Below are 21376 nucleotides of genomic sequence, written 5' to 3'. Positions count from 1 at the left end.
TGATCGGCGAGCATCAAGGCAGGCGCGCGACCGGTTGAGCGCGGCCAGTTCCAGCCGGTCTCAACCGGTCTCAACCGGTCGTGACCAGTCAGCGGCCGTCGCGCAGCGCCTTGGCGCGGGCGACGGTGTCCTCCACCAGCACGGCCTGCGCATCGATGACCGGCAGCTGCGGCATGGGGAACGCCTCGTCGAGTACGCTCAACTCGGTGCAGCCCAGGATCAGCGCGTCGCACCGGCACGGGCCGGCGGGGTCGAGCATGTCGCGCAGCACCGATTCGTAGCGGTCCGGGTCGAGTCCGCGGGTACCCTTCACATCGTCGTAGATCAGCGACGTGATGCGCGTCTGCAGCGCGGCGTCCGGCTCCACGAACGTGTACCCGGCCGCCTCCACGGCGCGGCGGTACACGCCGGAGCGCAGCGATCCGACGGTGCCGAGGAAGCCCACGCGCTCGAACCGCGGCATGGGGTAGCGCTCGGACAGGCGCGCGACCGCGCCGCGCGGCATGTGCATGATCGGCACCGGCGTGAGCGCCTGGAACCGGTCGTAGAAGTAGTGCGCGGTGTTGCAGGTGAGCACGATGAAGCTGGCGCCCATGGCCGTGGCCTTGGCGATGTCGTCGGCGATCACCGGGAACGGGTCCTCGGCCGACTCGCCCGTGATGAACGCGGTGCGGTCCGGCACGGACGCGTCGTTGAACACCACGTAGTCGAGGTATTCCTGATCGTTGCGCGCGTGCGTGGCCTTGTTGACGAGCCTCACGTAGCTTTCGGTGGCGAGGCTGCCCATGCCGCCCAGTACGGCGAAGAACGGTCGCTTCATCGTGTCACCTTTCCCTCGGATCGACTTGCCGCGGCGCCCGACCGGCGCCCTTCGATGCTTCGGTTCCCGCAGCGTCTACCGCTTGGGCGCGTACCGGTAGAAGTCGCGCGTGACGGCGAACTGCCAGCGCACCAGCTCGAACAGGCGGCGCGGGTTCATGTCCTTCCAGAAGAACGCGGAACGGCTGGCCTTGCCGGCGTTGATGAGCGCCAGCGCCTCGTGCTTGGCGGTGCCTTCGGGCGCGAACTTGCGCACGACGAACTTCGGCACGCCCAGCCACAGGTGCTTGTCGAACCCGTACACGGTTTCGCCGTGCTCGTTCAGCAGCAGATCCCTGACGATCCAGCTGGCGAGGTTCAGGCCGGCCTGCGACGTGTAGTCGCTGCTGCCGCCCGGACGCGGGTTGATCTCCAGGAACTTGAAGACGCCGTCGCGCGGGTCACGCTTCATGTCGAAGTTCGCGTAGCCGGTGTAGTGCAGCGACCTGAGCAGCTTGGCGGTCTGGGCGTACACGGTCTCGTCGCCCTCGGCGATGATGGCCGCGTAGTTGCCGATGCGCGCCGGCGCGTACTCCTCCATGATCGGATTGCCGAGGCTCATCATCGCGATGCTGCCGTCGGCGTTCACGTAGGCGTTGAGCGTGCGCATTTCGCCGTCGGTGCCGGGAATGAACTCCTGGATGACAAGCGCGCCGCGGTAGCCGGCCTCGTAGATCGCGCGCGCCACGCGGTTGAGCTCGTCGCGCGTGGCGATCGTGTACGCCTTCTTGCGCCCGGGGAAGTCCACGTCGAGGTAGGCGACGGAATCGGCCGCCTTGAGCTCCAGTGGAAAGGACGCCGGCTCCGGAACGGCGCGTCCGGCCCTGAAGTCCTCGTAGTCGTAGACCGCGGTGATCGGCGTGGGCACGCCGGCCTCGCGGCAGATCTCGGAGAAACCGACCTTGTCCACCGCGCGGTCCAGCGTCGCGCCGTCGATCGAGCACAGCAGGTAGCGTTCGCGCAGCTCGTCGCGGTGATGCGCGAGCAGGGCGGCGGACGTGTCGGCGCAGGCGATGAGCACCAGCGGCACGCCGGGACGGCTGGCGTTGAGCTCGTCGGCCAGCGCCATGAGCTCGGGCACGAAGCGCGCGTCGTCGGTCAGGTCCCTGACCAGCCGGGGCGAGACGATCTTCGAATAGCGCGTCTGCAGCAGGATCGTCGGTCCCACGCACACGGAGGTCACGCCGTACGCCTTGTACAGGCCCTCGGCCAGTCCGTAGGCGTTCGCGCCGGTGCCCAGCAGCACGGGAATGCATTGCAGTTCAGTCATGTTTCGGATCCTTACCGGTTCGCCGCGTGACATGGTGCAATCACCGGCATCTGTGGAACCATCAGCATCATACTCGCCGTCCGCGCGCGGTTCGTGACGCGGGCGGACGGCGAGGGCCGCTACTTGCGCAGTTTGGCGCGCAGCGACTTCGCCATCGTCAGCGCCGCGTATAGCGGCTTCTTGATGACGACGTCGCGGTCGGGCGCCACGTCGGTGATCTCCTCGGTGAACTTCGTCTTGAACTCGTTGAGGCCCTTGATGGACGGGTTGAAGTCGTTGCCGATGCCCATGAGGTCGTATGCGGCGATGCCCTGGCGGCCCAGCTCGCAGCACTCCCAGTACAGCAGCTTGTCGGTGACGTGCAGGCGCATGACGTCGTTGCGCATGCCGGCGTAGTAGCGCACGGCGTGGTCGCCTTCCACGGTGACGATCGACCATGCGACCACGCGGCCGTCGATGCGGGCGGCGAACACGCGGCAGTGGTCGGCGCCGAGCGCGGTGATCATGTCGGAGTAGTCGGTGATGGGGGCGGGCGCGAAGCCGTCGCGGCGGCCGGTCTCCACCATCACGTCGTAGTATTCGGAGAAGTCGGCGATCGCCTGCGCGGTCTCGTCGGCGCATTCGGCGGGGCACTCGCGCAGCGACTTGCGCACGTCGCGGCGGCCGCGGCGCTTCATGCGGGCGAGGATCGCGTCGTCGCCGCCGGTCACGTCGATCACGACGGTCGCGTTGTACGGCACGGTCGACAGCGTCGGCTTCGCGTAGTCGGCCTCGTAGTCCCACACGGCGAAGCGGATGAACGCCTCCTTGCCGTCGCGCTTCCTGACCATGGCGACGATCGCGTCGATGACCTCGCGCTCCTCGGCGGGAGTGGGCTTGGACACCCATGCCGGGCCGTGCACGGAGCGCAGGTAGTGGTAGCCGTGCGTCAGATAGTCGATGAAGACCACGAACGCGATCGGCTCGCCGTCGCGGCGGATCGTGAAGCTGCCCCAGAACGTGCGGTCCGGGATGTCGTTCTGGTAGCCGATCCACGCCTCGGTCTGCTCGATGGGCAGGGTCATGCCGAGCTCGGCGGCTTGCCGGGCGATGACGGACGGCTTGGTTTCCTCGATGCTGATCATGCTTGTCTGGATTCCTCCGTTGGTGCTTGATGCTGTCGCGTGATGCTTGATGCCGTTGCGGCACGGCCCGGTTCAGCCGCGCGCGCCGGCGAACGCGCGCTCCACGACGGTCCGGTCGCCATCGTAGTGCACGGGTCTGCCGTCGATCTTGTTGCGCGTCTCGTTGCCTTTGCCGATGAGCAGGATGACGTTGAAGCGGTCGGCGTGCTCGCGTGCGCCCGTCACCGCGGCCTCCACGGCCTCGTCGCGCGGCACGATGACGTCCACGTGGGTGCGCGGATCGTGCACGTACGACGCCATCTGCTCGGCGATGGCGCGCGGATCCTCGCGGTCCGGGTCGTCGGTGGTGAAGATCGCGCGGTCCACGCGCCCGTCCGCCGCCGTGGCGATGCCCTCGCGGCGGTCCAGCGCCTTGCCACCGGTCGAGCCCGCCACCAGCGTGATGCGCGGGTTCCGGTCGGCGTACAGGCGGCGCATCTCGTCGAGCAGGGCGGTGACGCTCAGGTAGTTGTGCGCGAAGTCCACGTACGCCACGATGCCGTCCGACGAGACGACACGCTCCATGCGCCCGGGGATCGTCACGGCGTCCACGGCAGTCATGGCCGCGTCGTCCCACGGCACGCCGGCCAGATGCGCCAGCGTCGCGGCGGCTGCGGCGTTCGCGTAGTTGAACTCGCCCTGCATGGCCAGATGGATGCGTGCGAACGGCGTCGTGCCGCCGTCGTGCGAGACGACGAACGGATCGGCCTCGCCGTTCGGTCCGGCGGGGGCCGCCGTCACGTCCGCGGGGGTCTCGGCGTCGCCCGTCCCCGCGGCGTCGTGCAGCGCGAACGTGGTCACCGGCACGCCGTCCGCGGCGGCGACCTCGCGGATCAGGTCGGCGTGCGCGCAGTCGGCGTCGAGCACGAGCGCGCGGCTGTGGTGCACGAGCTGGCGCTTGCAGTGGAAGTAGTCCTCGAACGTGGGATGCTCGATCGGGCTGATGTGGTCGGGGGAGATGTTGAGGAACGCGCCCACGTCGAACGTGAGCCCGTACACGCGCTCCACCTTGTACGCCTGCGAGGAGACCTCCATGACGAGGTAGCGCATGCCGTTGCCCACGGCCTCGTGCATCATGCGCAGCGCGTCGAGCGACTCCGGCGTGGTCAGGTCGCTCGGCTCGTACGTGCGGCCGTCCAGGCAGTTGCACACCGAGGAGAACAGCGCCGCTTTGCCGCCGGAGTACGCGTTGAGGATCGCCTGCGTGAAGTACGCGGTGGTGGTCTTGCCCTTGGTGCCGGTGATGCCGATCAGCGTGAGCCGCTCCTGCGGGTTGCCGTAGAACGCGGCGGCGAGCAGGCTCATCGCGCGGCGCACGTCGTTGACGATCAGGCCCGGCGCCGCGGTGACGTCGTCGTACGGCGTCTCGGCCACGTAGGCGGCGAGACCGCGCTCGTCCGCGCCGGACAGGTAGGAGGCCCTGAAGCTGCCCTTGCAGAACAGCAGCGTGCCGGGCTCGATGGCGCGCGTGTCGTACGTGACGGCGGCGAACGGCTGGTCGGCGCGCTCGCCGAGCCTGCGCGCGTCCAGCGTCCACAGGTCGCCGGCGATGATCTCGCGCAGCAGATGATGCTCCCTCAGCAGTTCGGCGGCGTCAGCCAGAGTCACAGCCATGTCCGTACGGTTCCTTCCCGTTCGTTCGTTCCACCCGTTCGCGTTCCGTGCCCATTGTAGTGTGCCGCGCCCGGCCCGTCGCCCGGTGCGCGAACCGTCCGTGCGGCTCCCGCGCGGGGCCTTCGGCCTACAGCCATCGCTCGCGCACCGGGCGGCGTCCGCGATCGGACGCCCAGCGGTTGAACGACTCCCTCCACTCGTCGTAGGCGCCGCGCTGCCACGCCATGAGACCGTCGAGCGTCACGCGGCCCACCTGCGGGTAGAGCGCGGCCATGGGGGCGATGAGGTCGATCGAGGCGATGGTGTCGGCCGTGGCGTCGTGGAAGTCGCCGTGCGGCTCCACGCCGTAGTAGAACGTGGTGTCCGTCAGGGTCCTCCTGCCGCTGCGGCGCGACACCCTGCGGTCGATCACCAGCGGGTCCACCACCAGCAGCTCGCCGCCGTCCAGACGCTCGTCCAGCGGCGCCAGCTTCCAGCGGCTGAGGTCGCCGGCGAGCATGCGCACGTCGAACGGCGCGTTGTACGCGAGCAGCGGGATGCGGCGGCGCTGCGCGGCGGCGATGGCGGCGCCGATCTCCTCGATGGCCAGCACCGGCTCCATGCCGTGCTCGGCGAGGTACTCGTCGGTGAACCCGTTGACGGCGCTGGCGCGCGGGTTCATCGGACGGTGCGGGTTGACGATCCACGTGGCCACCACGTCGCCCGCATGGCCCGTCGCCGGATCGCGCAGCACCAGCGACGCGGAGACGATCGCGTCGCGTCCCGCGGCGATGCCCGTGGTCTCCGTGTCGAACCCCAGCAGCAGGGAATCGGCCAGCGTGGTGCCGCCGTCCTGCACGGGCGCGGACTCGATCGCTTCCAACAGCTCATTGCTCATAACGGACCACCATAGCCATCCGGCCGGATACGGGTCCCGTCTCCGGTCGCTAGAATACGAGCTGTGACTGAAAGCATGGAAAGCAGGCGACGCCGGTTCGAGGCCCTCGCCATGCCCGCGGTCGACGCGCTCTACCGTCAGGCCATGCGACTGACCAACAACGCCGACGACGCCCAGGATCTGGTGCAGGACACCTTCGAGCGCGCCTTCAAGGCCTTCGACACGTTCAAGGAGGGCAGCAACTTCGAGGCGTGGATGACCACGATCGAGCGCAACGCCTACTTCAACCAGTACGCCCGGGCCAAGCGGCGTCCGCAGTGCGCCAACGACGAGACCGGCGAATACGACGACTGGGACATCTACGACGCGGCCGAGCACTCGGGGGAGGGGCTCAAGTCGGCCGAGCAGGAGTATCTGGACGCCTACGCGCCCGAGGAGATCCTCGCCGCGCTCAACAGGCTCAGCCCCGAACGCCGGCAGGTGTTCATCGACGCCGCCATCGACGGCAAGTCCTACCAGCAGGTGGCCGACGAGCAGGGCGTGAAGATCGGCACGGTGATGAGCCGGCTCAACCGCGCGCGCACCCAGCTCAAGCAGGAGCTCGCCGGCTATGCGGCGGCCCGCGGGTACACGGCCGGGGCGAGGCCGGCAAGGCGTTCGTCCAAGGGCATAACCACGGGCGACGCCGCGCATCCGCGTCATAATGAAGGCGACGAGGGCGGAGCGTCGGCGCATGCGGCGCGTGCGACGGCGCACGGCGGCAGCGGCGGAACGGTGCCGCCCCGGGAGTCCGTCAAGGGAAAGGAGCGGTCATGAATGGTGAGGAGTCGTCCGCGGGGGCGGGCTGTTGCCGCACCCGTCTGTCCGTCACGCGGTCCGTGTCCGTCAGCGGCGACGGCTCGACGACCACGCAGGTGAGCATCACCGAGGTGCGCGGGGAATCGGCGCCTGCGCCCCGCACGGAAGCGCGGCACGAGGGACACGGCTGCGGCGAGGGCTGCGGCTGCGACTGCTTCGACGTGGAATCGAGCTGCGACGAACGCGAGAAGGCGATGATCGCCGCGATCCGCGCGTACCTGCGTCCCGAGCAGGCGCCCGAATGCCTGATGGCCCGTCTCAACGCCGTGCTGGACCGCTGCTGCGGGGAATGAACGACGAATGACGCGTGGACGTTCCGCGGGCATCCCGCAAGGCGTCCCGCGCGGCATAGGAAAAGCCCCCGCGAACCATGACGGTTCGCGGGGGCTTTCGAGTAGCTGTTGCGCTACGGGATCAGGCGTTCGGCCTCTTGCCGTGGTTGGCGGCCTTCTTGCGACGATCCTTGCGCTTGCGTCCGCGCATGCCCATGATGGACTCCTTTTGGTTAAAGTATGAAACCTACGGAATTATGCCACAGCCCGCGGACCGGCGCAACTCACGTGCGGTCCGGGCGCGGTCCGGGCATGGACCGCGCCCGGACCATGCGGCTGCGGAGGCCGTCGCTCAGGCCTGCTCGGCGTCGATGAACAGCCTGGTGACGCTGGTTTCGCCGGGCTTGATGACGATGAGCTGGTTGCCGGTGTTGAACGCGTTCGCGTAGGCGGTCTGCGGCTCCACGGCGGTGCCGGCCGGATGCTTGTAGGCCGGGAAGCCGGTGCCGGTGCACACCTGGAACGACGTCACGGTCTCGTCGCCGCCCACGTGCACGGTCAGGCCGTCCGGACGCACGAACGTGGCGGTGACCCTGCCGTTCTCGTCGTGGTGCACGTCGGTCCACGCGTCGTCGAACGGCTGGTTGACGAGCAGCTCGCCGTTGCGCAGGTCATACTTGGTGCCGTCCACGGGCTCGGTGCCGGTGGGGATGAGGTTCTCGTCGATGGTCACGTGCGTGTCCGCCGGGATGGTCAGGCGGCATTGCGCGTTGTGGCCGTCGATCTCGTCGCCGTACCCGCCGAAGCCGTTGGCCAGCCACGGATGGATCGCCAGCGCCCACGGCGCGTCCGAGTCGCCGTTGTTGGTGGCGCTGATCGTCATCTCCAGGCCGTCGGCGGTCAGCTCGCGCTTCGCGGTGACGATCACGTCGAACGGGTAGCCCAGCAGGTAGGGCACGCGCCAGGACTGCGTGACCGAGGTCTCCGTGAGCTCCTCGAGCGTCCAGAAGCTGCGGTAGCCGTAGCCGTGGATGGCGTTGTTGCGCTCGTGCTCGTCGATCGGCAGCGTGTAGGTCCTGCCCTCGAACGTGTACTCGCCGCCCTTGATGCGGTTGGGGAACGGGACGAGGATCTGGCCGTGGCAGCAGGTCACCGGATCGTCGGGACCGAGCGGCACGATGACGTCCTTGCCCTTGTAGGTGAGCTTGCGCAGCGTGGCGCCCAGCTCGGTGACGACGGCCTTGTAGTCGCCGAACGCGATGGAGTACTGCTGGCCGGTGCGCGGCGGGATGTTCTTCGTAACCATATGACACTTCCGTTGTGACAGGGGATGTTACCGCTCCCACTGTAGCGTTCGGTCTCGATACGCCTCCCGGCGCGCCCGACGGGCGGGGAGGCACGCATGGCATACTGGGGAGTCGGAAACGACGAGGACGACCACGGGGAGGACGAACGGCATGGTCACGGACGGCAGACGCATCGTATTGGCGGATCCGCGCGGATTCTGCGCCGGCGTGGACCGGGCGATCCTCACCGTGCAGACGATTCTCCGGGCCGCGGGCCGCGCGGGACGCCCCGCGGGGCTCCCTCCCGTGTACGTGCGCCGGCAGATCGTGCACAACCGGCACGTCGTCGAGGATCTGGCCGCGCAGGGCGCGGTCTTCGTGGAGGAGCTCGCCGAGGTGCCGGACGAGGCCGTGGCGGCCGGCATTCCCGTCGTATTCTCGGCGCATGGCGTGTCCCCGGCGGTCAAGGCGGAGGCGGCGGCGCGCGGCATGCACGTGGTGGATGCCACCTGTCCGCTGGTGAGCAAGGTGCACCGCGAGGTGCTGCGCTTCGTGCGCGAAGGCTACGAGATCATCTACATCGGGCACCGGGGCCACGACGAGGCCGTGGGCGTGGTGGGGGAGAGCCCCGAGCACGTGCACCTCATCGAGCACGCCGCCGACGTGGACGGACTGGACTTTGCGCCGGACACCAAGCTCGTGCTGCTCACCCAGACCACGCTCAGCGTCGACGAGACCGCCGGCACCATCGCCGCGCTGAAGGCCCGGTTCCCGTGGATCGCCATGCCGCCCAACTCCGACATCTGCTACGCCACGTCCAACCGGCAGGCCGCGGTCAAGCTCGTCGCGGAGCGGTCCGACTGCGTGGTCATCGTGGGATCGGCGAACTCGTCCAACTCGGTGAGGCTCGTCGAAGTGGCGCAGGAAGGGCTCGGCGCGCGCGGCACGGCGCACCGCGTGGACGACGCCGGCGATCTCGATCCCGCGTGGTTCGACGGCGTGACCGCCGTGGGCGTCTCCTCGGGCGCGTCCGTGCCGGACGAACTGGTCTCCGGCGTCATCGACGCGCTGCAGGGCATGGGCTACACCGGCATGAGCACGGTGGAGACCATCAGGGAGAACATGCATTTCGTGCTGCCGGCCGAGCTGCGCTCAGCACGGCAGCCTTCGCGGCCGTGAGGCCGCTCACCTCACCTACGAACGGTCCACTGGACCGTTCGCTTGACGGTTCGGCTGGCCGAGCTGCGCTCGGCGTGGCAGCCTTCGCGGCCATAGGGCCGCTCACCTCACCTACGGACGGTTCGGCCGATCGGGTGCAGAGCAGACGTCACCACGTGCCGATCGGCGCGGCCACGGCGTCCAGCACGGTGAGCAGATCATGCGGATCCACGCCCACCGAGAATCCGCGCTTGCCGCCGGACAGCAGAATCCGGTCGAACTGGAGGGCGCTCTCGTCGAGCACCGTCCTGTGATGCACCTTCTGGCCCAGGGGGGAGATGCCGCCGACGACGTAGCCGGATTCGCGCATCGCCACCTTCGGATCCGCCATCGTGGCCTTCTTCGCGCCCACGGCCGCCGCCAGCGCCTTGAGATCCATGTGCCCGCTCACCGGCACCACGCCCACCACGCGTTCGGAGCCCGTGTCCGCCATCAGCGTCTTGAACACCTGATGCTCGTCGAAGCCGAGTTTCGTGGCGGCCTCCACGCCGTAGCCGTCGTCCATGTGGTCGTTGGAATGCTCGTACTCGTACGTCTCGAACGGCACGCCCGCCTGCTCCAGCTGAAGCGTGGCAGGAGTGGACCCCTTGCCCTTCGCGTTCTTCGATTTCTTGCTCATACGCACCGTTCTACCGCGACCCGTGGGCCGGTGACGTTCTGTTGGCGTCCGTTGTTGTGCGGGCTGGTACGAATTCGGACGGTGGTGGTCTGTGAGCGTCCGTTGTTGTGCGGGTCGATACGAAATCAGCCGCTAGGGCTCTGTCAACGTCCGCTATTGTGCGGTCTGGTACGAATTCGGACGGTGGTGGTCTGTGAGCGTCCGTTGTTGTGCGGGTCGATACGAAATCGGACGCTAGGACTCTCTTCGCGTCCGATGTTGTGCGCGTCGGCACGGAATCGGACGCGAATACACAGGCGCCCCGACCGGACGAACCGATCGGGGCGCCTGACGCTACGAAGCCGTAGCCGTTACTCAGCCGTCAGCTGCGGGGAGCTCAGTCCTCGGAGATCTCGGCGAAGTACAGCAGGGTACGGATCATGTTGCAGGTGAAGCCGTACTCGTTGTCGTAGAAGGAGACCGTGCGGGCCATGGTCACGCCGTCAACGGTGTTGACGTCGGTCTGGGTCGGATCGAAGACGCCGCCGTGGGTGTCGCCGATGATGTCGGAGGAGACGATCTCGTCGGCGTTGTAGCCGTAGTACTCCGTGTTGGAGAAGGCCTCCTTGAAGGCCTCGTTGATCTCTTCCTTGGTGGTGTTCTTCTCGAGCACGGTGGTCAGCTCGGTCACGGAGCCGTCCGGGACCTGGATGCGCTGGGCGTGGCCCTGCAGCTTGCCGTTGACCTCCGGGACGACCTTGCCGATGGCCTTGGCGGCGCCGGTGGAGTGCGCGATGGTGTTGATCGCGGCGGCGCGGTTGTTGCGGGCCTTCGGGAAGCGCGGGCCGTCCAGGATCATCTGGGTGCCGGTGTAGGCGTGGATGGTGGTCATGAAGCCGGCCTTGATGCCGAACTTGTCGTTCAGCAGCTTGACCATGGCGGCCATGGAGTTGGTGGTGCAGGAGCCGGCGGACACGATCACGTCGGTCGGCTTGAGGATCTCCTGGTTCACGCCGAACACGACGGTCGGAGTGGTGTCGTCCTTGGCCGGGGCGGAGATGAGGACCTTCTTGGCGCCGGCGTTGATGTGGGCCTGGGACTTCTCGGCGGAGGTGTAGAAGCCGGTGCACTCGAGCACGTACTCGACGCCGTCGTTCTTGACCCACGGGATGTTGTTGGCGTCCTTCTCGGCGTAGACCTTGTATTCCTTGCCGTCGACCACGATGGCGTCGTCGGTGGCGGTGACCTCGACCGGGGTGCCGTCGTCGTGGCGGAAGGTGCCGTGGGTGCTGTCGTACTTCAGCAGGTAGGCAAGCATGGAGGGGGTGGTCAGATCGTTGATGGCGGCAACCTCGATGTCACCAGCCTGGCCGCCGCGAGCCTGGAGCTCGAAGATGCGGCGGAAGGCGAGACGACCAATGCGACCGAAGCCGTTGATACCAATCTTAACTGTCATGTAATTCTCCCTTGAGGGTGGCCGTGGCGCGCATTGGCACCGGGCCATTGTTTACCAACGGTCCTTACTCTAATGCGCCGCCTGTACTTACGGCAACGTTGTCCGTCATGTTTCGCGCGCCGTTCAACGCACCGTGTGTGAGCGTTCACTCGGCCGTCCGGCGTGCGGCGCCGCGGCCTGCCGGACGGTCTGTCACGCCCGGGCCGCCGGCGAGAGGATCGAGGAGATCTCCGTGTCGAGCGGACCCAGATCGCCCTCGAACCCGTGGTATCGCGTCACCTTCGGCGCCGGCGCCTCGGCCGGGAACGTGACGATCAGCGTGCCGCGGCGCACGCTGATCGCCGAGGGGACGCCGGGCAGGAACTCGTTGCTCACGCCCTGGACCACGGTGTTGGTCAGCTCCCCGTGCTCGAGCTGGTATTTGAGACCGGGCTCGCTCACATCGTGGGACGCGTCCGAATGCGAGAACACCGAGACCATGCGCCCGGGCGCCACGTCGTTCGCCGGGAACGCGAGCTCGCCGTCGGCGATGGCGGTGACCACCATGCCGTCGCCGTGCAGGAACCCGATGCCGCCCCGCGAGGCCAGCAGCGCCATGAGCTGCACGTTCGCGAGCGTGTGGTCCAGCCGACCGCCGAGGCCGCCGTAGACGTGGAAGGTGCGCCGCCCGTGCAGCCAGCCGATCTTCAGCGCGGAGAGCATGTCCGGATCGTCCTTCTGCGGCGGCAGCGCGATCGTGCGCTCGCCGGCGGCGGGACGCGACCCCTCGAGCGAGTCGAAGTCGCCGATCACCAGATCCGGCGCCACGCCGAGCGCGCGGGCGTGGTCGAGGCCGCCGTCCGCGGCGATCACCAGCGCCCCCTCCGGCACGACCGGGGCGTCGAACGGGCCGGGGTAGTATTCGCCGGCCCCGAAGATCACGCAGGTTTCGTTCGTCATGCGTCCCACTGTACGCAGTCCCCGCGTTCCCGCGCCCGCCGCCTTCGTCCCGGGCGGAAACGATCGACTTCGAGCCGCTCGAACTGATAGGCTCTGCGGGTATGCGGCCGGGTCCCGCGCCTCGGCCGCGATCGGCAGCGCGGAGGAGAGAAGGTCGGCATGGCGAAGGCGGCGGAACGGACGAAGGATCGTCCCATCCTCAACTCGAAGGTGTTCCTCTACGTCACCGAGTTCTTCTCCGGCATGGCCGTGATGGCCGCCGAGCTGGGCGCCTCGCGCCTGCTCGCCCCGTACTTCTCCAGCTCGCAGATCGTGTGGACCATCATCATCGGCACCATCATGATCGCGCTCGCCCTCGGCGCCGTGTTCGGCGGGCGCTGGGCCGACCGGAACCCCGACCCGGACCGCCTCTACCGCCGCATCCTCGCGGCCGCCGCGTGGATCGCGCTCATCCCGCTCGTGGGCAAGTACCTCGTCATCCTCATCTCGGGCGCCCTCATCGTCACCGTGTCCACGAACTTCCTCGTCGTCGCCGCGTTTGCGTCGTGCATGCTCATCTTCGTGCCGCCGCTGTTCCTGCTCGGCACCGTGACGCCGGGACTCAACAAGTTCGCCACCGACTCGCTGGAGAACAACGCGAGCGTGGTGGGACGCCTGTCCGCCTGCAACACCGTGGGGTCGATCCTCGGCACCTTCCTGCCCACGTTCGTCACGATCCCCGCCGTCGGCACGTTCGTGACGTTCCTGATCTTCTCCGGCGCGCTCATGGCCATCCCGATCGTCTACTTCGTCGCTGCGCGCACGAAGCTCGTCGCGTCGGCCGTCGCCGCGGCCGCGTTCGTCGTCTCCGCCGTCGCCTCGCCGATGAGCGGCTTCGCGTTCTGGGAGACGAACCTCGCCTACGAGGGCGAATCGATCTACAACTACCTGCAGGTGAGGAACCTTTCCGACCGCACGATCCTGTCCACCAACGTGCTCTTCGGCGTCCAGTCCGTCACGATGAAGGACCGGGGCCTGACCGGCATGTACTACGACACCGCGCTCGCCGCGCCTGCGCTCGCCGACCATGCCGACTCGGCGCTGATCCTCGGCATGGGCACCGGCACGTACGCCCGGCAGCTCAGGCGCTACTACCCGGACATGGCGATCACCGGCGTGGAGATCGACGAGAGGATCACCGATCTGGCGGGGCGGTACTTCGACGAGCCCGCGGACATCCCCGTGACCACGTACGACGGGCGCGCCTGGCTCGCCGCCTCGAAGGACACGTACGACGTGATCATGGTCGACGCGTACCAGGACATCACGATCCCGTTCCAGATGAGCTCGGCCGAGTTCTTCCGCATGGTGCGCGCGCACCTCAATCCGGGCGGCGTGATGGTGGTCAACATGAACATGATCTCCGACGGCGCGGGCTCCATCAACGAGGCGCTCACGGACACCATCGCCTCCGTGTTCGGCTCGCGCAACATGCTCACCGCCGACGTGCCGGGCGCCACGAACCGCGAGCTGTTCGCCAAGACCGTGGGCGAGGGCCGCTCCACCAAGGGCGCCAGCGACATCCGGCGCGACGCGAAGGCGATCCCGCTGCGCTCCACCACGTACATGCGCACGCACGACGACGAGCTCAAGTGGTACATGGACCAGGTGGCCTCGCGCATGCGGGAGGTGGCCGATCCGGGCGACGGCGCCACGGTGCTCACCGACGACAAGGCGCCGGTGGAGGTGCTGGGCATGCGGGCCATCGACGCGCTGATCGCCGAGCAGGCCGGTCCGTACCGCGAGATCCTGCGCACGCAGGGCATCGGCGGGCTCATGAAGGCCGTGCGCTAGACGCGGCGGTCCCGGGGCGGTTCCGGGGGAGGGCGCGTCCGGGACGTGTCCGGGGTGTGTCCGCGACGCGCCGCGCAACCGCTGGCATGCGCGGCCGCGCGCGAAGCGGCTCGCGCTACGGTGGTGGGCATGGGCATATGGCAGTTCGTCTTCCTCGTCGCGGCCGGCGTCGCCGCCGGATTCGTGGGCTACAGCGTGGGACTGGCCTCGCTGGTGTCGTTCCCCGCCACGCTGGCGGTGGGCGTGCCGCCGGTGATGAGCTCGGCCACCAACACCGCGGGCAACGTGGGCATCACCATCGGCGGATGCCTGGGCGCGCGTCCGGAGCTCAGGGCGCGCCGGAGCCTGGCGGTCATCTACGCGTGTCTGGGACTCGTGGGCGGCGTGGTCGGCGCGTTCCTGCTGCTCGCGCTGCCGGCGCGGTACTTCGAATACTCCGTGCCGCCGTTCATCGCGGTCAGCGCGCTGCTCATCCTGATCCGTCCGAGGAAGGGCGCCGCGGCGCCGGAGACGGACGGGGATGCCGAGGACGCCGAGGCGCGCGGAGAGGTCTCCGCGGAAGGGCGGCGCGATCCGGGACGCAGCCCGCTCATGATCGCCGCCATGGCGCTGCTGTCCGTGTACTCGGGATACTTCGGCGCGGGATCCGGCACGGCCACGCTCGCGGTGCTCAGCGTGGGCCGCGTGGGCCCGTACGCGCAGATCAACGCGCTCAAGACCATCGGCTGCGGGTTCGGCAACATCTCCGCCACCGTGGTGTTCATCGCCACCGGGGTGATCCACTGGCCGGCCATGATCGCCCTGTTCATCGGATCCACGATCGGCAGCCGCATCGCGCCGGCGGCGGTCAGACGCGTGCCGGAGGGACTGATGCGCGCGTTCGCCTGCGCGGCGGGACTCGCGCTGGCCGCGTATCTGGGCGTGCGCTACTACGGCTGAGTCCTCTGCGACGGCTGATGGCGACCGGGCCATGCCGCGACACGCCCGAGGGGCGGCGATATGGTAAAGTGTCCATTCGGCTTGAGAAATCAAGAAAGCGGATTTTCCCACCTGGAGGCCTCTCATGGCTTCGGGTTCAAGGCAACGGCCTGGCCACGCGCATCGCGCGTGCGCATGACGGGCGGCGGCGCACATCGTCTGCGTCCGACCGGCCCCGTGAAGCGTGACGCCCTCGGGTGTCTTCTTCGGCGTGCCTCGAATCGCACGGATGGGGATTGAAGCGACGAAGGCATCGAGGAATGGAGTCATCATCAGCGACGAACCACGCATCAACGACGAGATTCGTGTCTCCCAGGTACGCCTGATCGGCCCGAACGGCGAGCAGGTGGGAGTCATCGCAACCTCGGTCGCGCTGAATCTGGCCAAGGAGGCGAACCTTGACCTGGTCGAGGTGGCGCCGAACGCGAAGCCCCCGGTCGCCAAGCTCATCGACTACGGCAAGTTCAAGTACAACGAGAAGATCAAGGCTCGCGAGGCTCGCCGCAACCAGAGCACGGCGGAGATCAAGGAGATCCGCTTCCGCCTGAAGATCGACGAGCATGACTTCGATGTGAAGAAGGGCCATGTGGTGCGCTTCCTCAACGGCGGCGACAAGGTCAAGGTCACCATCATGCTGCGTGGCCGCGAGCAGTCCCGCCCGATCGGCGGCGTGGAGCTCCTGCAGCGCCTCGCCTCCGAGGTGGAGGAGTACGGCTCCGTGGAGTCCGCCCCCAAGCAGGAGGGCCGCAACATCATCATGACGCTTGCGCCCAAGGGCAAGAAGGTGCACACCCAGTCCGAGCAGCGTCGTCGCGGCGATCAGTCCCGCGCCGAGCGTCAGGCCCGTCAGGCCGCGCGCTTGGCGGCCAAGCAGGAGGCCCAGGCGCAGGCCGCGGCCGATGCGAAGGCGTCCGTCACCAAGACTTCCGCACAGAAGAACACAACCAAGGAGGGCAGCAATGCCGAAGATGAAGAGTAATTCCGCCGCTTCCAAGCGCGTCCGCGTCACTGGCACGGGCAAGCTGATGCAGGTCGGCAGCGCCATGCGCCACAACCTCGAGCACAAGTCGGCCCGCAAGCGCCGCGCTCTGTCCGCCGACCAGGTGCTGGCCCCGGCCCAGATGAAGAACATCAAGAAGATGCTCAACAAGTGAGCCACTGCTCGCAATAGATAGACATTTCAGAAAGCTGAGGAATAGATTATGGCACGTGTCAAGCGCGCAGTGAATGCCCACAAGAAGCGTCGCGTCGTCCTGGAGCGCGCGTCCGGTTACCGCGGTCAGCGTTCCCGCCTGTACCGCAAGGCCAAGGAGCAGCTGCTTCACTCCTTCAACTACAACTTCCGCGACCGCAAGGCTCGCAAGGGCGACTTCCGCAAGCTGTGGATCCAGCGCATCAACGCCGCGGTCCGCGCTGAGGGCATCACCTACAACCGCTTCATCCAGGGCCTGCGTCTCGCCGGCATCGAGCTGGACCGCCGCGCTCTCGCCGAGCTGGCCGTCTCCGATCCCGAGACCTTCAAGACCATCGTCGAGGCCGCCAAGGCCGCTCTGCCCGAGGACGTCAACGCCCCGGTCGAGGCCTGAGTCGCTGATTCGTCGGGCAGGTCGGTTTCGTCCATTCGTTTGGGTGAGCCGATCAGCTGATTTCGCCGAGAACCCCGCCATCGTGCGGGGTTCTCGCGTATCTGTGCGACTTCCTTCCGCCATGCCTCCAGTGAAGGCGCGAGGGACTCGATTTGCTCAGTCTGTGTTGCACGGGACTTGATTTGCTCAGTCTTCAGGTGAGCCGTCGCAGATTGAGCGGATCCAGTTCCGAAGGAACCTTGCCGAGCCTTCCCTGAACTCGATCTGCTCAGTCTGTGTTGCACGGGACGCAATCTGCTCAATCTGCAACGCAGGAACTGACCAATGAACAGCCGTCAGTTGTGCACGGCCGCTGGAATAGTCGTCGCGTCCGTTTTTGTACGGGCAGGTACGAAAGTGGACGCTGGGGATGGTCGTTGCGTCCGGTTTTGTATGGGTGGATACGAAAACGGCCGCTGGGACGTGCTGTACGTCCGTTTTCGTATGGATGGATGCGAAGGCGGACGCTTAGGCGGCCGTTGCGTCCGGTTTTGTGTGGGGTCGTACGAAAGCGGCCGCTGGGGCGTGCTGTGCGTCCGGTTTTGTATGGGCGCGTACGAAACCGGACTGATGGGCGAGTGTGATCGGCGCGGCAGTCAGCCGGCGCGGAAGGCACGGTAGTCGCGCAGCAGGAACGCGAGGGCGAGCGTCGTGTGGTCGTCGAGGCGGCGCGGATTGTAGCCGGTGCGCGCGGCGAGATCGTTGAGATGGTTCTGCAGCGTGTTCTTGTGGATGAACAGGTCCTGCGCGGCACGGGTGACGCTGCCGTTGCGTGCGGTGTAGGCGTCGAACGCGGCGCGGAACGCGTCGATGCGCTCCGGGGGAAGATCGGCGAAGATGCGGGCGACGAACCGGTCGGCGGCATCGGCGTCGATGGCCGGCAGGATCATGCCGAGGTCCAGATCGTCGTATGCGATGACGCCGGCGTGCGCCGTGAACCGCAGCCAATCGACGGCGACCTGCGCCTGACGGTAGCTGGTCGGGTACCGCGCCGCCTCCGCTGTCGAGCCGACGCCCATGCTGATGGGGCGGCCGAGCGCCCGCTCGATGCGCTGCCGCATCCGCTCGATCAGCTGCATGTCCGCGTCTGCGGCCGACGTGCTGCCATCCGCGCTGCCGCCGGCCTCGCCATCCGCGCCGCCCTGAGCGTCGAGCAGCACGCAGAATCCCTGCGCCGACGCGCTGAACACCGCAGCCGGACGGTCTGCCAGCGTCGATTCGAGCACGTCGAGCAGCAGGTCGCGGCGCGTGTGGTCGGCGTATCGTCCCGTGCATCGGCCGAACACGGCGCGTCGCGGCATGCTCAGGTTCACGTCGAGCGACGCGGCGAGATAGTCGATGAGGTTCGCGTCGCGCTGCGGGGAGACGAGCAGGCTGACGAGGTTCGTCATCATGAGTCGGCGGTCGAAGCGCGTGAGCTGCTCGACGTTCTCGCGGATGAGGATCTCGGTCATCTTGGTGATCATGATGCCGAACGGCTCGACCTCGCTGCGCCGTCCGGTCACGCCGATGACCGCGGCGACCGTGCCGTTGAACATGACCGGCGCGTTGATGCCGTTGCGCGCGCCGGCGAACTGGCCGTCGCCGTCCACGGCCACCATGCGCTTGCGTTCGGCGGCGAGCCGCGCCGCCTCGTGCAGCGTGCCGATGCGCGTGCGGTCGGTGCTGGCGATCATGCGTCCGCGCGCGTCGAAGAAATTGATGTCGTGGCGGATGATGCCCTTGAGGTTCTCCACGATGGTCTGCGCGATGTGCGGATCGATCTCCACGCCGGTCTCCTTGCATGACGCATGCGGTCGTAAATGGTATGCATACCAATTCTAGGATGCCAGCCGTTACTGAAACGCGGTCTGCGGCATATGGAATTCGACTGAAATCGCAGGAATAATGGGGGTCATCAACGCGGATGCCAATGCGATGCAGCATCACCTCATAGTTTGCAGACCATCATTCGCGTATCCCGCTGCATGCGGCACAGCAGCCATGCAGCACTGCAGAGATCACGAGATCAAAGGAGATTCCCATGGTTACCGGTGTTTCGATCGCCTGGTGGGCCGCGCTGGTCGGCCTCGCGCTGGCCATCGTGCTCATTCTCAGGAAGCTCAACGCCACGTACGCGCTGCTGCTCGGCGCGATCGTCGGCTGCCTGATCGGCGGCGCGTCGCTCACGCAGACCGTCAACGTCATCGTCGCAGGCGGACAGAGCGTCATGGGCACCATCGTGCGCGTGCTCGCGGCGGGTGTGCTTGCGGGCGTGATGATGGAGTCCGGCGCCGCCAACCGCATCGCCAAGACCATCGTGTCGAAGTTCGGCGAGAGCCTCGCGATCTTCTCGATGGCGTTCGCGACGATGATCATCTGCGCGGTCGGCGTGTTCATCCCCGTCGCCGTGCTCATCGTGGCGCCCATCGCCATCGAGGTGGGCAACCGTCTCGGCATCTCCAAGCTCGCCCTGCTCGTCGCGCTGTCCGGCGGCGGCAAGGCCGGCAACATCATGTCGCCGAACCCGAATACCATCGCCGCCGCGTCCGGCTTCGGCGTCCAGCCCTCGCAGGTCATGATCGGCAGTGTCCTGCCCGCGCTGTGCGGCCTGGCCATGGCCGTGCTGCTCGCCACGCTGCTGCGCAAGCGCGGCGCCGCGCCGAGCCTCGACGAGGTCGACGCCACCGACGAGGACGACAAGGACCTGCCGCCGATCGGCCGCGCGCTGGTCGCGCCCATCGTGGCCGTGGCGCTGCTCGTCATCAACCCGCTCGGCAGCCTGCTGCACATCGATGCGCTGGCCAGCTTCCAGATCGACGCCATGTACATCCTGCCGCTCGCCGCCGTGATCGGCCTGCTCGCCATGAGGCAGGGCCGCAACCTGCTCGCCTTCACCAAGGCCGGCCTGGGCCGCATGACCGACGTCGTGCTCATCCTCATCGGCGCCGGCGCGCTCGGCGGCCTCATCACCAACTCCGACCTGTCGGCCCAGATCGTGGGCCTCATCAAGGCGTGGGGCGTCTCCGGCTCGCTGCTCGCCCCGCTCGCCGGCATCCTCATGGCCGCCGCCACGGCGTCCACGTCCACGGGCGTGATCCTCGGCGCCAGCTCGTTCGGCGCGTCGATCCTCGACTTCGGCGTCTCGCCGGTGGCCGCCGCCGTGACCATGCAGGCCGGCGCGACGGTGATCGACCACCTGCCGCACGGCAACTACTTCCACGTCACCGCGCAGGCCATGAAGATGACCGTGGGCGAGCGCATGAAGAGCGTGCCGTTCGAGTCGATCGTGGGTCTGACCATGACCGTCGCGGCCACGCTGCTGACCATGGTGTTCTGATCCGGTCCCACCCTGATTCCCATCCAGACGAATATGATTCATTGCAGGCAAAGGAGCAAGTCATGAAGTTCGTGATCGCACCCGATTCGTTCAAGGGATGCATGACCGCCAAGCGCGCCGCGGAGGCGATCCGGGAAGGCGTGGCGCGCGTGTTCCCGGACGCCGAGTACGTGATGGTGCCGATGGCCGACGGCGGCGAAGGCACCGTGCAGTCGCTGGTGGACGCCACCGGCGGCGAGCTGCGCGAAGCCGAGGTGCTCGACCCGCTGCAGCGCACCACCACGACGGCCTACGGATTGCTCGGCGGCTCCGGCGAGCGCACGGCCGTGATCGAGATGGCGGCGGCCAGCGGCATCCAGTTCGTCGACGAGACCACGAAGAACCCGCTGGAGACCACGACGTACGGCACCGGCCAGCTCATGCTGCACGCGCTGGACGACGGCGCCCGCACCATCATCCTGGGCGTGGGCGGATCGGCCACCAACGACGGCGGCGCCGGCATGGCCGAAGCGCTCGGCGTGCGCTTCCTCGACGCGGACGGCAATCCGATTCCGCGCGGCGGCGGCCATCTCGATGCGCTCGCCACGGTGGACGTGTCCGGTCTGGACCCGCGTCTGGAGGAGACGACGATCCTCATCGCCTCCGACGTGACGAACCCGCTGGTCGGCCCCACGGGCGCGTCCGCGGTCTTTGGCCCGCAGAAGGGCGCCACGCCCGAGATGGTGGCGCGTCTCGACGCGAACCTGACCCACTACGCGGCCGTCATCAAGGATCAGCTCGGCATCGACGTGGCGCATGCGCCGGGCGCGGGCGGCGCGGGCGGACTGGGCGCCGGCCTGCTGGCCTTCACCCGTTCGACCATGCGCGCCGGCGTCGAGATCGTGGCCGACACGGTGCGTCTCGCCGAGCGCGCGGCGGGCGCGGACTACTGCTTCACCGGCGAAGGCGGCATCGACTTCCAGACCCAGTACGGCAAGACGCCCATGGGCGTGGCGCGCGCCGTGCATTCGCTGAGCCCCCGCACCGGCGTCATCGCGCTCGCCGGCTACGTAGGCGACGGCATCGACCAGCTCTACGATCTGGGCATCGACGCGGTGTTCGGCATCGTGCCGGGCGCCATGCCGCTGGCGCAGGCGCTCGAGGCCGGACCGGAGAATCTGGCGCGCACGGCGGAGAACGCGGCCCGGCTCATCGCGATCGGCCTGCGGTAGC

21 protein-coding genes are annotated in these 21376 nt (G+C 67.9%); 10 read left to right on the top strand and 11 right to left on the bottom strand.

Features of this window, described 5'->3' with window-relative positions; translation table 11 throughout:
- Positions 1-88: 88 nt before the first annotated feature.
- From G1C96_RS05205 to G1C96_RS05185, 5 genes are all read right to left on the bottom strand, one after another.
- Positions 89-820, bottom strand: a complete 732-nt coding sequence (locus G1C96_RS05205) for an aspartate/glutamate racemase family protein (protein WP_169275591.1) — start codon at positions 818-820, stop codon at positions 89-91.
- 75 nt (positions 821-895) lie between these two features.
- Entirely contained in the window at positions 896-2128 is a 1233-nt protein-coding gene (locus tag G1C96_RS05200; RefSeq protein ID WP_169275590.1) for a carboxylate--amine ligase, read from the bottom strand.
- A 119-nt stretch (positions 2129-2247) separates the two neighbouring features.
- Complete coding sequence (locus G1C96_RS05195; protein WP_169275589.1) at positions 2248-3252, bottom strand: lipid II:glycine glycyltransferase FemX; 1005 nt, start codon at positions 3250-3252, stop codon at positions 2248-2250.
- Between the two features lie 72 nt (positions 3253-3324).
- A complete protein-coding gene (locus G1C96_RS05190; RefSeq protein WP_169275588.1) occupies positions 3325-4905 on the bottom strand; it encodes a UDP-N-acetylmuramoyl-L-alanyl-D-glutamate--2,6-diaminopimelate ligase in 1581 nt (526 codons plus the stop codon).
- Between the two features lie 127 nt (positions 4906-5032).
- Entirely contained in the window at positions 5033-5782 is a 750-nt protein-coding gene (locus tag G1C96_RS05185) for an exonuclease domain-containing protein (protein ID WP_169275587.1), read from the bottom strand.
- A 75-nt stretch (positions 5783-5857) separates the two neighbouring features.
- Between G1C96_RS05185 and G1C96_RS05180 the strand changes: the two genes are divergently transcribed.
- Together G1C96_RS05180 and G1C96_RS05175 are read left to right on the top strand one after the other, a co-directional pair.
- The gene (locus tag G1C96_RS05180; protein ID WP_169275586.1) at positions 5858-6598 is read left to right on the top strand and encodes a sigma-70 family RNA polymerase sigma factor; all 741 of its coding nucleotides are present in this window, start codon (positions 5858-5860) and stop codon (positions 6596-6598) included.
- Positions 6595-6933, top strand: coding sequence for a hypothetical protein (locus tag G1C96_RS05175; RefSeq protein WP_240945108.1), 339 nt, complete (start codon positions 6595-6597; stop codon positions 6931-6933). Before G1C96_RS05180 ends, G1C96_RS05175 begins: the two co-directional genes overlap by 4 nt.
- Positions 6934-7054: 121 nt before the next feature.
- On the opposite strand, the gene G1C96_RS10440 is transcribed toward G1C96_RS05175, so the two are convergent.
- Positions 7055-7129, bottom strand: coding sequence for a 50S ribosomal protein bL37 (locus tag G1C96_RS10440; protein WP_003817083.1), 75 nt, complete (start codon positions 7127-7129; stop codon positions 7055-7057).
- A gap of 135 nt (positions 7130-7264) precedes the next feature.
- The gene (locus G1C96_RS05170) at positions 7265-8218 is read right to left on the bottom strand and encodes an aldose 1-epimerase family protein (RefSeq protein ID WP_169275585.1); all 954 of its coding nucleotides are present in this window, start codon (positions 8216-8218) and stop codon (positions 7265-7267) included.
- A gap of 151 nt (positions 8219-8369) precedes the next feature.
- On the opposite strand from G1C96_RS05170, the gene G1C96_RS05165 reads away from it, so the two are divergent.
- Complete coding sequence (locus G1C96_RS05165) at positions 8370-9377, top strand: 4-hydroxy-3-methylbut-2-enyl diphosphate reductase (protein ID WP_169275584.1); 1008 nt, start codon at positions 8370-8372, stop codon at positions 9375-9377.
- 148 nt (positions 9378-9525) lie between these two features.
- On the opposite strand, the gene ybaK is transcribed toward G1C96_RS05165, so the two are convergent.
- The 3 genes from ybaK to G1C96_RS05150 form a co-directional block, all read right to left on the bottom strand.
- On the bottom strand, positions 9526-10035 hold the full coding sequence (gene ybaK, locus G1C96_RS05160) for a Cys-tRNA(Pro) deacylase (RefSeq protein WP_169275583.1): 510 nt from the start codon (positions 10033-10035) through the stop codon (positions 9526-9528).
- Positions 10036-10411: 376 nt separating this feature from the next.
- Entirely contained in the window at positions 10412-11470 is a 1059-nt protein-coding gene (gap, locus tag G1C96_RS05155) for a type I glyceraldehyde-3-phosphate dehydrogenase (protein ID WP_169275582.1), read from the bottom strand.
- A 192-nt stretch (positions 11471-11662) separates the two neighbouring features.
- Positions 11663-12409 (bottom strand): thiamine diphosphokinase, encoded by a 747-nt coding sequence (locus tag G1C96_RS05150; protein WP_169275581.1) that lies wholly within the window; start codon positions 12407-12409, stop codon positions 11663-11665.
- A gap of 159 nt (positions 12410-12568) precedes the next feature.
- On the opposite strand from G1C96_RS05150, the gene G1C96_RS05145 reads away from it, so the two are divergent.
- From G1C96_RS05145 to rplT, 5 genes are all read left to right on the top strand, one after another.
- Complete coding sequence (locus G1C96_RS05145) at positions 12569-14242, top strand: spermidine synthase (RefSeq protein ID WP_240945107.1); 1674 nt, start codon at positions 12569-12571, stop codon at positions 14240-14242.
- Between the two features lie 129 nt (positions 14243-14371).
- The gene (locus G1C96_RS05140; RefSeq protein ID WP_169275580.1) at positions 14372-15181 is read left to right on the top strand and encodes a sulfite exporter TauE/SafE family protein; all 810 of its coding nucleotides are present in this window, start codon (positions 14372-14374) and stop codon (positions 15179-15181) included.
- A gap of 268 nt (positions 15182-15449) precedes the next feature.
- Positions 15450-16199, top strand: coding sequence for a translation initiation factor IF-3 (infC, locus tag G1C96_RS05135; protein WP_169275579.1), 750 nt, complete (start codon positions 15450-15452; stop codon positions 16197-16199).
- Positions 16180-16374, top strand: a complete 195-nt coding sequence (rpmI, locus tag G1C96_RS05130) for a 50S ribosomal protein L35 (RefSeq protein ID WP_169275578.1) — start codon at positions 16180-16182, stop codon at positions 16372-16374. The genes infC and rpmI overlap by 20 nt, the downstream gene beginning before the upstream one ends.
- Positions 16375-16422: 48 nt before the next feature.
- Positions 16423-16806, top strand: coding sequence for a 50S ribosomal protein L20 (gene rplT, locus G1C96_RS05125; protein WP_169275577.1), 384 nt, complete (start codon positions 16423-16425; stop codon positions 16804-16806).
- 635 nt (positions 16807-17441) lie between these two features.
- Here the strand turns inward: rplT and G1C96_RS10200 are convergent.
- On the bottom strand, positions 17442-18614 hold the full coding sequence (locus G1C96_RS10200; RefSeq protein WP_169275576.1) for a CdaR family transcriptional regulator: 1173 nt from the start codon (positions 18612-18614) through the stop codon (positions 17442-17444).
- Between the two features lie 254 nt (positions 18615-18868).
- On the opposite strand from G1C96_RS10200, the gene G1C96_RS05115 reads away from it, so the two are divergent.
- Entirely contained in the window at positions 18869-20164 is a 1296-nt protein-coding gene (locus G1C96_RS05115) for a GntP family permease (RefSeq protein WP_169275575.1), read from the top strand.
- Positions 20165-20226: 62 nt separating this feature from the next.
- Positions 20227-21375: a glycerate kinase gene (locus tag G1C96_RS05110; protein ID WP_169275574.1), complete on the top strand. Its 1149-nt coding sequence runs from the start codon at positions 20227-20229 to the stop codon at positions 21373-21375.
- Position 21376 lies beyond the last annotated feature (1 nt).

Source organism: Bifidobacterium moraviense, assembly GCF_012932365.1.
Classification (GTDB): domain Bacteria; phylum Actinomycetota; class Actinomycetes; order Actinomycetales; family Bifidobacteriaceae; genus Bifidobacterium; species Bifidobacterium moraviense.
Note: the sequence above shows the minus strand (reverse complement) of the source record. Positions and strands in the feature narration are given on the sequence as shown.